The organism is Vibrio iocasae (assembly GCF_042245395.1).
Lineage (GTDB): Bacteria > Pseudomonadota > Gammaproteobacteria > Enterobacterales > Vibrionaceae > Vibrio > Vibrio iocasae.
The window spans coordinates 1,814,302-1,829,415 of the sequence record NZ_CP145311.1 but is presented as its reverse complement, the minus strand read 5'-3'; the positions used below and the strand labels follow the sequence as shown (position 1 = coordinate 1,829,415).

The following is a 15,114-nucleotide window of genomic DNA, read 5'->3' as shown; positions in this document are numbered from 1 at the left end:
TTTTTTACTTAAGAGAGGATGTATTGCTCAATGACGCTGGCAACACCAGATTCGTCATTGCTGTGAGTAATATGATCGGCAATGGCCTTGGTATCTTCAGTCGCATTTTCCATCGCGACACCTAAACCGGCATACTTAATCATATGGTGGTCGTTTTCAGCGTCTCCCATACAGATAACCTCTTTAGAGTCGATGCCAAATAGCTGAGCCACAGATTGCACGCCAACGCCTTTATTACTCTCCTTATTTAGAAACTCAAGAAAGATATCAGCGCTGCGAACAATGGTGTAGTCTTCGTAAAGTTCTGTTGGGAGTTCATTAATGGTTTGTGTTAATGCTTCTTTTTCGTTGACGATCATCGCCTTAATGATCTGCTCATCGTCACTCAGTTCATCAAAATTAAACTCAATGATTTCCACACCGTTGATGACAGCCTCATGTTCGGTGTAAGGGTTATTTTTTGGTGTTAGTAAGCCACGTTCTGGACTGAATGCGTGGATGTAACTGTTTTGCTCTTTAGCAATTTTCGCCAATCTTTTTGCATCTTTACCTGAAAGGATTTGTGTACGGATTGTTTCACCAGTAGAGACTCGTTTTACTAGTGAACCGTTGTAACAAATGACGTAATCATTTTCGGTGGTGAGTCCAAGCTCTTCCAGATAACGGGTCATACCCTCCAAAGGTCGGCCTGACGCAAGAACGACTTTAGTTCCGGCTTGTTTGGCCTCAAGGATTGCCTTCTTGTTTTTCTCCGTAATCACCTTATCGGAGTTCAGGAGTGTTCCATCCATATCTAATGCAACTAACTTGTACATAACTTACCCATCAAAAAAGAAAAATCTAAAATCGCGGCAAGGATAAGCAATATGACTTGGAATTGATAGTTAAAGTTAGTTGATATTGTTTTGGGATTAAACTAATGTCCCTGCAACGTTAAGATAGTTCTACATGGTGTCAGAGTGAATAAAGCAGTTGTTGTTTTTAGTGGTGGTCAGGACTCTACGACCTGCCTGGTTCAAGCGATCAAAGAGTATGATGAAGTTCATGCAATTACCTTCGATTATGGTCAGCGACATAAGGCTGAGATTGAAGTTGCTCAGAAATTAACTGCAGAGCTGGGTATTAAGAATCATAAAGTGATGGATGTCAGTTTGCTCAATGAGTTAGCTATCAGCTCGTTGACTCGCGATGACATTGCTGTTTCTCATGAGCTGCAAGAAAATGGTCTTCCTAACTCCTTTGTTCCGGGAAGAAACATTCTTTTCCTCACATTAGCCGGCATCTATGCTTATCAAATTGGAGCTTCTACAGTGATTACTGGTGTCTGCGAGACGGATTTTTCAGGTTATCCTGATTGCCGAAACGATTTTGTAAAAGCAATGAATAGTGCGCTTGTTCAGGGCATGGATCGTGAACTAGAGATTAAAACGCCACTAATGTGGTTAAACAAAGCGGAAACCTGGGCGCTTGCTGATCAATATAAGGCGCTTGAACTGGTTAGGAATCAAACTTTAACTTGTTACAACGGGGTTATTGGTGATGGTTGTGGCGATTGCCCGGCTTGTTCGCTAAGAAAAGCAGGGTTAGATGAGTACTTAGACAACCAACAGGAAGTTATGTTGTCTTTAGAAAAGAAACAGCAAAACTCATAACGCAAAAATGATTAAGGGTGAGAACTACTCACCCTTAAAGTATCTGAAAGCGTTAGTAATTAGAGGTACATTTTAGCCAGCTCAGATGGCTCCATCTCTTTACCTTCCAACCCGCTATTCCAGTTTGTACCAACCAGTACACCGTCTTCAGCTAGCGTGATCAGCCAATCTTCTACGAAAATATCCAGCGGAATTTCTAGCACTTCAAACTCAGCCCACTCTTCTACATTGTGAAACTCAGCATCTTCTTTAGATGACCAAAAAGGCATTACTTCGCTGTTTTCAAACTCCGAAGAGTCACATGCTAGCCAGCCTTCTTCACTGTTTCTAAGACCCCAAACTAAGTTGTTTTCTTTAGTTTCCTGTACAAACAGCTCTAGGTTTGCCTGAATGTCACTCGTAAGTTTAGTCATTTTATCGTTCTCAATAGGAATGGTTAGTTAATTATATCATTTCGCAGTGATGAAACGCACCCATATCTAGTAAGAAAGGACTATGTTTAATACAATAGTGTTAATTGTTAATAAACATTATTATTAGTAAATAAGTTTGATAGATCTTCTGAGGTAAGAGTTATGAGAGAGCAGGTCCTAAACGCTTCAGCCAAAGTCGTCGATGTAAAGGGTGATGCGATTTTAGTGAGACCAGGTAACGCTGCGGTACTCATTACACCTGATATGCAATTACAAGGGGATGACATTGTCTTCTCTTCTCGCGACGGTGAAATCGTAATAGATGTTCAGGGACAGTCGTTTTTGGTTGAACGTAACTGTGTTGCATGCTTGAACCCATATGAATACGGCAATGTCGAACTGACGGTTGCTCCGGTTAATACTGATATTGTTGTTGATCAGAATCCAGCTTCTCCCAGCGAAGATACTCTAGATCTGGACGCTATTCAGGCCGCCATTTTGGCTGGTGAAGACCCGACCGAAATTTTGGAAGCACCTGCTGCGGGTCCTGCGGCTGGAGCTGGTGGCGCGGGCTCCTCAAACAATGGTCTGGTAACGATCACTGCCACGCGTGCAGAAAACTTAGCCTCTACACAGTTCGATACAATTGGCTTGCAAAGAGCATCAGAAGACGACGATCTTGACGACAACAATATTCTTTTCCCGGCAGAAGGTGGGCTTTCAATTACTACTTCGGTGTCAGAGGGGAGTTTATCAGATGACAGCTATACTCAAACTACTGTCACAGAAGCAACCATCGTTGCGGGCTCAGTGGCATTAGACCCAACAACTTTTGCTCCGACAGATGCGTCTCTAACTGCGTTACTCGCGGAGTTAAATGCAGAAATTACATCGTCAGGTTCGCCCGTTTCCTTTGTTTACGATGCAGCATCTAACTCTATTGTGGGTACCCAAGATGGCGAAACAGTACTGACCATCGATATAGATACAGTTTCTGCAGGTGCTAATGTCACACTGTCACTTACAACCACAATTGAGAGAGCGATTGATCACAATGTTTCTGCAGGTTCCACTGGTTTAGTTCGTTTTACAGATAATAATCTGGAAATTGATATCTCAATTCAGGGTGAAGACGTAGGTGGAAACACACTGTTAGACCCGCTCGAACTCACTATTACGATTGTCGATGGTGCAAACCAGAGTGCTACACCAGTTAACATCGATTATACCGAGGCCACGGATCTATCAACGTCAACCCCATTTGCAACAAGCGGCCAAGTCTTTGAGATTGGCTCTGATGCGCTTCAAGATATTCGATTTGATGAGAGTGTACTAACTCAGTTTGACAGTCTTCTGTCCAATAATTCAAGTCTTGTCGCAAGCCTGTCTGATGATGGAAGAACGCTAACAGTTGTGTTGGCAGACGATCCTACGATTTCTGTTCTGCAAGCAACAGTAAGCCTTGATGGGAACTACACTCTGACTCTCAGCCAGCCATTAGAAGAATCTAATACCAGCTTAGATATCACGAATATTTCTCTGCCAGTAACTTCGACCGATTATGATGGTGACATTGTCACTAATTCTATTGATTTTAATGTTACGGATGGTGCTGACATTTCAGTTGGTAACTCTTCTAGCTCAGTTACGTTGACAGAAACAACGACATTAGATGGTACAGATGGTCATGCCCTAACAGCGACCGAGTCGGTTGCATTTTCGAAAGGCTCAGACGCAATTGAGGACGTGGAGTGGGTTATTCCTACTGCGACTCAAACCATTTTGAACAACATAACCAGTAACGATAGAGAGACCAATTATGAGCTCTCTTCAGATGGCAAGACCATAACCGTAAAAGTGGACGGCAGCAACGAAACAGTCATGACGCTGACCTTGAACTCCAATCTTAGCGGTGAGTACACGGTGATGCAGTACCTGCCAATCGATCAGGATAACGCGACCGATGGTGACAGCCTTGGTGTGAGCGCCAGTGATTTTGATTTACAAATCAAAGCCACAGACACGGACGGAGATGAAACGACCGCAAGCGTCGCTATCGAGATTGTAGACGGTGCTAACGCGACGGTGGGGAATACGAACAGCTCAGTTACATTGACCGAAACGAAGACATTGGATGGTACAGATGGTCATGCCTTAACAGCGACCGAGTCGGTTGCATTTTCGAAAGGCTCAGACGCAATTGAGGATGTGGAGTGGGTTATTCCTACTGCGACTCAAACCATTTTGAACAACATAACCAGTAACGATAGAGAGACCAATTATGAGCTCTCTTCAGATGGCAAGACCATAACTGTAAAAGTGGACGGCAGCAACGAAACAGTCATGACGCTGACCTTGAACTCCAATCTTAGCGGTGAGTACACGTTGACGCAGTACCTGCCAATCGATCAGGATAACGCGACCGATGGTGACAGCCTTGGTGTGAGCGCCAGTGATTTTGATTTACAAATCAAAGCCACAGATACGGATGGAGATGAGACGACCGCAACCATTTCTATCGAGATAGTCGATGGTCCGGACGCGACGGTGGGGGAGCCGAACAGCTCAGTTACATTAACAGAAACGAAGACATTAGATGGTACAGATGGTCAAGCCTTGACAGCGATAGAGTCGGTTACCTTTTCTAAAGGCTCAGACGCAATTGAGGACGTGGAGTGGGTTATTCCTACTGCGACTCAAACCATCCTGAACAACATAACCAGTAACGATAGAGAGACCAGCTATGAGCTCTCTTCCGATGGCAAGACCATAACCGTAAAAGTGGACGGCAGCAACGAGACAGTCATGACGCTGACCCTGAACTCAGACCTGAGTGGTGAGTATACGGTGAAGCAGTACCTGCCAATCGATCAGGATAACGCGACCGATGGTGACAGCCTTGGTGTGAGCGCCAGTGATTTTGATTTACAAATCAAAGCCACAGATACGGATGGAGATGAGACGACCGCAACCATTTCTATCGAGATAGTCGATGGTCCGGACGCGACGGTGGGGGAGCCGAACAGCTCAGTTACATTAACAGAAACGAAGACATTAGATGGTACAGATGGTCAAGCCTTGACAGCGATAGAGTCGGTTACCTTTTCTAAAGGCTCAGACGCAATTGAGGACGTGGAGTGGGTTATTCCTACTGCGACTCAAACCATCCTGAACAACATAACCAGTAACGATAGAGAGACCAGCTATGAGCTCTCTTCCGATGGCAAGACCATAACCGTAAAAGTGGACGGCAGCAACGAAACAGTCATGACGCTGACCCTGAACTCAGACCTGAGTGGTGAGTATACGGTGAAGCAGTACCTGCCAATCGACCAGGATAACGCAACCGATGGTGATAGCCTTGGTGTGAGTGCCAGTGATTTTGATTTGCAAATCAAAGCCACAGACACGGATGGAGATGAGACGAGAGCAACCATTTCTATCGAGATAGTCGATGGTCCAGACGCGACGGTGGGGGATCCGACCAGTTCAGTTACATTGATAGAAACGAAGACATTAGATGGTACAGATGGTCATGCCCTAACAGCGACCGAGTCGGTTGCATTTTCGAAAGGCTCAGACGCAATTGAGGACGTGGAGTGGGTTATTCCTACTGCGACTCAAACCATTTTGAACAACATAACCAGTAACGATAGAGAGACCAGCTATGAGCTCTCTTCAGATGGCAAGACCATAACCGTAAAAGTGGACGGCAGTAACGAAACCGTCATGACGCTGACTCTGAACTCTAATCTGAGTGGCGAGTACACGGTGAAGCAGTATCTGCCAATCGATCAGGATAACGCGACCGATGGTGATAGCCTTGGAGTGAGCGCCAGTGATTTTGATTTGCAAATCAAAGCCACAGACACAGACGGAGATGAAACGACCGCAAGCGTCGCTATCGAGATTGTAGACGGTGCTAACGCGACGGTAGGGAATACGAACAGCTCAGTTACATTGATAGAAACGAAGACATTAGATGGTACAGATGGTCATGCCCTAACAGCGACAGAGTCTGTTGCGCTTTCGAAAGGCTCAGACGCGATTGAAGATGTCGAGTGGGTCATTCCTGCTGCGACTCAAACCATTTTGAACAACCTAACCAGTAACGATAGAGAGACCAGTTATGAGCTCTCATCCGATGGCAAGACGATCACTGTAAAAGTGGACGGCAGTAACGAAACCGTCATGACGCTGACTCTGAACTCAAACCTGAGTGGTGAGTACACGGTGAAGCAGTATCTGCCAATCGATCAGGATAACGCGACAGATGGTGATAGCCTTGGAGTGAGTGCCAGTGATTTTGATTTAGAAATCAAAGCCACAGACACCGACGGTGATACCACCAGTGCTGAAATCAACGTAAAAATTGATGATGGAACAGATCCGGTGATCACTGGAAATACTCCGTTAAGCTTAAATGAATCGAATCTATCTGATGGCTCTCAACCGGATTCGGTCGCAACCACAAAACAAGGCAGTATTAGCGTTGATGCTGGTAGTGATGCCATTGATCATTATGAAATCAACGTAACTAACTTTAATACTCAGAATAGCCTTTCTACTGACGGAAAACCTATCACGCTAGTGGAAACAACGTCTCCGGGTGGTAGTCCCGATAAGCAATATACCGGACGTTTTGATAGTAATGGTGATGGCACTTTAGATAGTGATGCATTTGTCGTTGAGGTATCTCAGAATGGTAATTACTCATTTGAGCTGCTAGAAACTTTGGATCATGACAAAACAAACTCAGATACCGAGTTGCTAATAGATATTCCTGTTATTGCCGTCGATACTGATGGAGATAAGTCTTCAGACTTTAGTCTTGATGTTACTGTTACCGATGATACGCCTGAGTTGCGAGAGAATCTGTATATAAAAAGGGACGAGAATCAGACTAAGAGTAAGACGATTGATGTATTTAGTGATAACAACAATAAAACAGAAGATGGGCATGCAGGCTCCGATAGCATTCAAAATATAGAGATTGTATTACCCGAAAGTGACGCGGATATCGCAGCTAACTTCCCTGGTGCTTATGATCTAGACCTCGCCAACATCATCCTTGAGCAATCAACAACGGATACAACAGTTTATACATTAAAATATAACTTTAACTCAGTGGTTTACGAAATTGGTACGCTGGATGTAAATAACAGTTTTAATGGGAAAGTAACCTTTACAGGAAGTGGTGATGACCTACCTTTTGGTGCGAATGGTATTCATATTCCGCTTTATGTAAAAGCAACTGATGGTGACAATGATATTGTTACCGAACCACTCAAAATCTATATTGATGACCGAAACTCATCTATCACAAAACAAAAAGTAACAGTTGTTGAAGATCAGGGAAGTCAGGATGCTCATGACAACTCAGATTCCAATGTGCTAACACCTAAGCAACTAAGTTTTACGGTTAATGTTGGTGATGTGGATTCGAACGAGACAGTTTCTGCTTTTTATATCAAGGAACTAGATACCAAGGGTGACCAAGCTGGGAAGTTCTACACATTGTCAGGTGGTAGCTATGTACTACTGGACAACACCACTAAACCTGGTTGGTATACCGTTACCGATTCTAGCCTGATAAGTGCACCGGATAGCGATGGAAATGTAACGATTAGCGGTATCTATTTTATTCCCGAGGAAGATTTCTCAACTACAGATAATAAGTACGACACTTTTGTATTAGATGCTCGTGTTAGCCGTGATGATGCCAAAGATGAAAATGTCAGTAACAGCAATATCAAAATAAAAGTTGAGGCAATTGCAGATAATCCTGTTTGGGATAAATCAGATTCAGACACACATAAAGAGCATGAGACTATCTCTGAGGGTGAAACCGTCGTTGTTAAACTCAACGCTCAGCCTTCTGATCCAACCGACGAAGAAATTATCGAATATCGACTCGAGATTCCTGCAGGAGAGATAGATGCTGCAACTGATTCACCCAAGAATTACCAACTTATCGTTGATGGGCAGGTTGTAACACCAAAGGAAGATAACGGAGTTTACTACTATATTCTGGATGCTGACGATATTGAGCAAGGTAAAGTCGTCGTTGAACCTTTGACGCAGTTTAGTGGACAGATTTCTTTTAAAGCCAGTGCGATCTCTGAAGAACAGGGTAAATTGATTAATACAGAGAAAGCTGAAACGCTTGACGTCGACAAAGTAGACTTGGTTTACGATGTGGAGCCAGTGGCTGATGTGGATTCAGCTCTTCTGACGGTGAGTAGAGTAAGTATTGAAGAAGATAGCTCTTTTGATCTCAATGACCATATTACGGTCAATAGAGGGGACGATTCTTCGGATGGTTCGGAAAGTGTATTGGTATCGATAACTGGTTTACCAGAGGGCGCTTCAATTTCTGCGCCAGGCCATACTTATACACGAAGTGACGAGCCGATTGAGCTGGATTATACGGATATTTCTAATGGATTGGTGACTTTTAAATTACCAGCCGAAAGTAATATAGATTTCAACATTAACGTAACTGCATCGATCAAAGATACCGCGCAACTTTCCACTGGAGAGGGTACAGATACACAGGTGATCGGAAGCAGTAGCATTTATGTTGATATTAAGGGCATTGCCGATCAAGGCGTAATATCCACTACAGGGACGACCAACACTTGGATCGAGAGTGCTGACGGCATAGAAACAACGATTTCCGAAAATGGTGAAGCGACACTAGATTTCAAACTATTCAGTGGAGAAGGTGGAGCTGATGAGAACGTCAGCGAAGACAGCTCTGAAAAGATAACGTTAGTAATACGTAACAATGGCAGTACCGGTGAGTACAAAATAGTTGATGCTGACACAGGCAACGGGATTGATACTACGTATGTTGGGACAACCGCGGATGGCTACCCTAAGTACGAACTGCAAACGGGATCGGATATAAAGGTTATTCCAACTAACAACACGACAGATGATATCCATTTGTTTGCTGACATTATCGTAACCGAGAATGATGGCAACGTGTCGACCACAACTAAACGCATTGATATTAAAGTCACGCCTGAAATCACCGGGTTTGAGAACAGTGTTTATTCAAACAGTGTTTCTGGGCAAGAAGATAGTACTAATGGCGTTGATATTGATTGGTATCCTCAAGGGCAGCAACTTAATGACTCGGAATCTGGCGACAAAGAGTTTGTCAGTAAAGTTGTTGTGGGTGGTGGCAGTAATTTAGATGGTATTACGCTAACTATAGAAACAAGCAGTTCTTACAAGCTGTACGCGTCAAATGGTGACCTTATTACGCCAGCAGGCGCATCTTATACATTTAATGCCACTGAGCAGGTTACCATCGTTGCCAATGATGGTGCAGAGCTTACCAAAGGTAATCTCAAGATCACGTCGACCACACCAAAAGACTCGAGTGAAGATTTTTCTATCAATACGTCTGTTACGGTTAAAGAGATAGATACTGATACATCTGATGTGTCAACAAACAGCAACTTGGTTGAAGTCGAAGCAGTATACACAGGCTCAGTCAACGTCAATCTTCGTGCAACGCTTGAACATAGTGATCTTGATGTTACTCAATCCGGTGCTGACGTTTCTGGAGTGCAATCAATTAGTGGGGGCAAGGCAGAGTTTACTGTTAATGACCCATCTAGTAGCGATTACTCGATTAACTTCGCCGATCTGGATACCGGAATATCAGGCAGCTATGATTCAGTGGAAAAAGTGGATCAGGTCATTGTTGACTTCGGTTTTGGAAGCGGTGGTGTTCTTAGTGCAAATGAGGAGCACTTGCTTGATCAGCTGTTTGTCTCAGGGGCAGTGAATATTGGTGGTGGTCAGTGGATTGTCACTAGTGAATCAGACTTTGCGATAAATGCGCCAAATGGTCTTTATAACCTCGATGATTCTCTTGCAACGTTAAATGTGAAAATACATGCCACTGCAACAGATATGGGGGACGAGTCTGATCCAGTTTCTTCTAAAGTAACGTCCAAAACGGTGTCATTTATATTTGAAGATCCTGATACTAACAATAGTGTCGATACGATAGCTGCCACTCCAATAACCGATGATGTTGTAGTTCAAGGTTTAGAGGATCAAATTCCATCTGTTGACCTTGATGGTTTGATGGAAAGTGCTATCAAGATAGATCCATCAACTATGAGTGATTTGTCTCAAGACCAGATCACTTTGGTATTTGATTTTACTAATGCACCGAAAGGCACCAGCGTTACTTCTAACAATGGTGAAGATAACTTTGTTGATGGTAAAAAATTCCCCGTTACTATTTCCAGCACCAATATTAATGCAGATGGCACTTTAAATTCAGATGCTCTGGGTGAGTTGTCATTAACGCTTCCGGCTGATTATGCAGGCCAACTATCAGTTCCTTATACAGTTATCGTCACTGACATAACATCTGGTGATGAGAACGAACAATCTGGAAACATCACGGTAGAAGTAACCCCTGTTATTGATGGGGTGAAAGATACGTCGCTGGTTGATGGTGAGTACGATATTGTTCAGGGAATCGTAACTGATGGTGTAAATGGTGAAGCCCAGCATGGTGAGCCGGGGGTAGAATCTCCTGAAGCAGGTAAAGCTTATGAAGATAGTCAGATAAAGTTAAATCTAAACCACTTTGAATGGAAAGATAGCAGTACTAACTTGTCTGAGGGGCTAGAATCATTCTCAACACTTACGATTACTCCTGACACCAATGTTGGCGGTGTTATCACAACCAATATAACAACAGGTGTGACTCAGGGAGCGGATGGCTCGATTACTATAGATGCTAGTGTAGCCGATATGGAAACAGTCTTGAGTGGTATTAAGTACACGCCTCCGAAAGACTACTCTGGAGATGATGTTACCTTATCTTTGAGCGGGACGATAATAGATAAAACATCTGGTTTAGGGGCGGGTGTTACTGTCACCGATACCAATTTCAATGCGACGGTTTCTTTTGATATTCAATCTGTAGTGGATGGTGTAACGACTGCTTCTTTGGGCGATAAGAACATCAGTGGCGATGAAGACACATCTATATCACTGACGGGACTCAACTTTACACTTGATGACACTGATGGATCTGAAGAGTTTGTGTCATTCAAACTAACAAGCGTTCCGGATGATTTCCTGGTTCAGGCGAGTAACTCAAGCCAGTTTACAGTGAGTAACAATGGCAATGGTGAGTGGAGTATTAGAATCCTGGACATGAGTGTCGTAAACAATGGTACTGTTGATTTATCGGGAATTCAGATAATCCCAGCAGAAGACTTCAGTGGGGACGTTACTTTAGGGTATGTTGTTTACACACAGGAAAAAGATGACAAGGAGCCAAAAGAACAAACCGGAGACATAAATCTTACTGTAAATCCTGTTGCAGATACTATCGACACGCGTATAGATTCATCAGTATCGTTGGATGAAGGCGAGAAAGTAACGATCGCAATAAATGCCAAAGTCATTGATGGTGAACTTTCTACTTCTTTATCGGGTGAAAATCCAGCAGAAACAGTCTACTTACGTATTGAAAATGTACCGGAAGGTGCTCTAATCGGGATACCAAGTAAAACAGCGTTCGATCCGACAAATCCTGCAGCATCATATGAATATAAGGCTCAACCTGAAATGGTAAACGGTACTTATACCGGAGCCTGGATCGTTGAAACCAATCTGCAACAAGTGAGCAGTGTTGAGCTTGATATGAATGGATTGGACCTAAACAACAACTCTTCAGGTACCTGGAATCCGGAAGTGACCATCAAGGCATACTCGGACGATAATGGACAACGAGATTCCGCTACGACAGAAGCGAGTGATACCGACGTAGATGCCTTCGACATGCAGGTTGTAACGATTGACATCACACCGAAAGATGATGCTCCGGTAGTAGACACACCGCTTACAACATCGGTAAATGAAGATAGTACAACTCCGCTGAACTTGCTGACCGGAATTAGCGACGCTGATATCGCCACAGATGGAGACTCGTTGTCAGTCGTTTCTGTTTCAGGTAACCAAGGTGGAGTGTTTACCGATAAAGGTAACGGGATCTTTGATTACAAACCAGCTGAGAACTTTAATGGCGTGGAAATCATTACTTATGTTGTTGAAGATAGCACTGGTAATCAGATAACCACAACCGCCACCGTAACGGTGAATCCTATAAGTGATATACCTTTGTTATCCACAGAAAGAGACCGTTATGTTGCAGCCATAAATAGCAGTACTGCTGCATCTATTATGATCGCGAGTATTGTTGGTTCAATGCAGGAAGCCAGTGCAACGGAAATAGTGTCCCTGCAGGTGACCGACGTTCCTTCTGGTGCATCGATCTGGGTTGATGGGAGTGAGGTTCTTTCTTCGAACGGTACTTATACCATCGCTTCTGCCTCCGCGAACATTGAAGTAAGAGTAGATGGTGTTACTGAAACAAGTGACATCAAGATTACTGCTGTTGCGAAAGATGGGGATGCATCGCCACAAACATCTGATACCAGCTTAATCGTGACGCTGGATGTTGGGAATAGTATTGACGGAACCACTGGGGAAGATCACCTGGTAAATACAACAAATCAGAGTGTAACCATTTCCGGTGGGGATGGTAATGACATTCTTATCGGTGGTGAGGGTGACGATATCCTACTCGGCGGTGAGGGCAATGACGTATTAATAGGTGGCCTTGGAAGCGACCAAATGACAGGTGGCATAGGTGCTGATACTTTCGCCTGGTCTGACGCTTCCATTGATAATGGTGCCACAGATACGATTACCGACTTTAACCTTGGTGAAGATAAGCTGCACTTTGGTGATTTGTTGCAAGATCACTCTTCAGCCGATGAAATGAATACGCTGCTATCGAATATCCAGACGGATGTTACGGATGCAACTAATAAATCCGTAACGATGGATATCACCGTTGGGAGTGGGGCGGATGCCAGAACGCAGACCATCAAGCTGGAACACCTAAGCGATGAAGACATCACTAGCTTTGAAAATGGCATCAGTGGTGGAACGGGAATATCAGACGATCTGTTTTCTATTTTGGTGAGCAATATGAATTTAGATTGATTCTGATAATAATCGTTGTACGAAAGGGCTTATTTTATTCAAGTAAGCCCTTTTTCTTTGACCTGTGGACAGTGATAAGTACAATCCCTGTTTTTGCCAGATAATGCTTTAGGCTCATGACCCAATGAGAATTCATGCTGTTCATAAACTGATCGATTCCAGAAAAGAAGCCTCGACGCGACCATTTCGCGCCAGAGGAGCGAAAGTTGACCGCTGCGAGCGCTGTTGTATCGCAAAGAACTTTTGTATTTGCGAGCATCAGCCGGATATAGATACCGATGTTTCTGCACTTATTATCATGTCCGAAAATGAAGTGCTTAAACCCAGTAATACTGGCAGGCTAATTGCTGATACGATAAAAAATACTTTCTGCTTTCAATGGTCCAGAACAGAGCCAGCCTCAGAGTTGCTGGTACTCCTCGATGATCCAAACTACCAACCTGTTGTGGTTTTCCCGCAAGAGTATGTGGAGAACAAGGCGAGAATTGTCAGCGAATCGGACTCCATGATGCAGGGAGATAAAACACCGCTGTTAATATTTATTGACGGAAGTTGGCGTGAAGCGAGAAGAATTTTCAGAAAATCGCCATATCTGGATAGGTTTCCAGTCATCTCAGTCACACCTGAAAAAGTATCTGAATACATAATGAGAAGTTCTGATAATGAAAACCATCTGTCCACAGCAGAAGTGGCTTCTTTAGTTCTGGAACAATTGTCTCAGCCTGCGGCATCTAAAGTATTATCTAGCTGGTTTGCTGTATTTCGGGAAAGCTATTTGCTGAGCAAAACAAGATTGAGAACAGATTTAACCCGCCCAGCGCTCAAGCGTTACTTGGGTATGTCAGACTGCGTAAGGGACTAAATCTGGTGATAAGTCGCTCAACAAGTTGTATCAAAAGAATTTATTTGTCTTGCGTCACGGACGACCACGCGTGAGATATGGATAATGCACAGAGTTTTATTTGTGTTCCGCGTTTGGAGCACGTATTTCTAGGAGAGAATAACTATGTACTATGGCTTTGATGTCGGTGGCACTAAGATTGAGTTTGGTGCTTTTAACGATAAACTTGAACGCGTTGCAACTGAACGCGTGCCGACACCAGGTGATGATTATCAACTGCTGGTAGATACACTCGCTGGTCTTGTTGAAAAGTACGATGCGGAGTTGGAAACTACGGGCAAAATTGGTATTGGTCTGCCAGGTATGGAAGATGCTGATGATGGTACTGTTTTAACCGTAAATATTCCTGCTGCAAAAGGTAAACCACTTCGTAAAGATCTAGAAGCGCGTATTGGCCGTGAAGTGAAGGTAGAAAACGATGCAAACTGTTTCGCACTATCTGAAGCTTGGGATGAAGATCTTCAGGGTGAACCTTCAGTAGCAGGCCTAATTCTTGGTACTGGCTTCGGTGGTGGTTTTGTGTTTGACGGTAAAGTATTTTCTGGCCGAAACAACGTTGCTGGCGAAGTAGGCCATATGCGTCTTCCTTTGGATGCATGGTTCCATTTAGGTGAGAATGCGCCAATCTTTGACTGTGGTTGTGATAAGAAGGGTTGTCTTGATAACTACCTCTCTGGTCGTGGTTTCGAACAGCTATACACTCACTACTACGGTGAGAAAAAGAAAGCGATCGATATCATTAAAGCGCAGGCTGAAGGTGAAGAGAAAGCGGTCGAGCATGTTGAGCGTTTTATGGAACTACTGGCGATTTGCTTTGCTAACTTGTTCACCGCGTTTGACCCGCATGTTGTCGCTCTGGGTGGTGGTCTTTCGAACTACGATCTTATCTACGAAGAGATGCCTAAACGAATTCCTAAGTATCTTCTTTCTGTGGCGAAATGCCCTAAGATTATCAAGGCGAAACATGGTGATTCAGGCGGTGTACGTGGCGCTGCGTTCCTGAATATCAAGTAATTCCAGAATATGATTGATATAAAAACGGGCAACTCTGATAGTTGCCCGTTTTTGAATTAGCTTATGTTGAAAAGCA

General features: G+C 43.7%; 6 protein-coding genes. 4 read left to right on the top strand and 2 right to left on the bottom strand.

Going from position 1 to position 15,114, the window contains the following annotated elements:
• Window positions 1–8: 8 nt before the first annotated feature.
• Window positions 9–815 carry a Cof-type HAD-IIB family hydrolase gene (locus SNR28_RS18055; RefSeq protein ID WP_375754051.1) on the bottom strand — a complete coding sequence of 269 codons (807 nt, stop codon included), beginning with the start codon at window positions 813–815 and terminating at the stop codon, window positions 9–11.
• A 123-nt stretch (window positions 816–938) separates the two neighbouring features.
• On the opposite strand from SNR28_RS18055, the gene queC reads away from it, so the two are divergent.
• On the top strand, window positions 939–1,652 hold the full coding sequence (gene queC, locus SNR28_RS18050) for a 7-cyano-7-deazaguanine synthase QueC (RefSeq protein ID WP_375754115.1): 714 nt from the start codon (window positions 939–941) through the stop codon (window positions 1,650–1,652).
• Between the two features lie 59 nt (window positions 1,653–1,711).
• Here the strand turns inward: queC and SNR28_RS18045 are convergent, their stop codons facing one another.
• Complete coding sequence (locus tag SNR28_RS18045; RefSeq protein WP_375754050.1) at window positions 1,712–2,065, bottom strand: DUF2750 domain-containing protein; 354 nt, start codon at window positions 2,063–2,065, stop codon at window positions 1,712–1,714.
• A gap of 162 nt (window positions 2,066–2,227) precedes the next feature.
• Between SNR28_RS18045 and SNR28_RS18040 the strand changes: the two genes are divergently transcribed.
• From SNR28_RS18040 to nagK, 3 genes are all read left to right on the top strand, one after another.
• On the top strand, window positions 2,228–13,123 hold the full coding sequence (locus SNR28_RS18040; protein WP_375754049.1) for a retention module-containing protein: 10,896 nt from the start codon (window positions 2,228–2,230) through the stop codon (window positions 13,121–13,123).
• A gap of 124 nt (window positions 13,124–13,247) precedes the next feature.
• Entirely contained in the window at window positions 13,248–13,985 is a 738-nt protein-coding gene (locus tag SNR28_RS18035) for a tRNA-uridine aminocarboxypropyltransferase (protein WP_375754048.1), read from the top strand.
• Between the two features lie 144 nt (window positions 13,986–14,129).
• Window positions 14,130–15,038: an N-acetylglucosamine kinase gene (gene nagK / locus SNR28_RS18030; RefSeq protein WP_375754047.1), complete on the top strand. Its 909-nt coding sequence runs from the start codon at window positions 14,130–14,132 to the stop codon at window positions 15,036–15,038.
• Window positions 15,039–15,114: the final 76 nt, after the last annotated feature.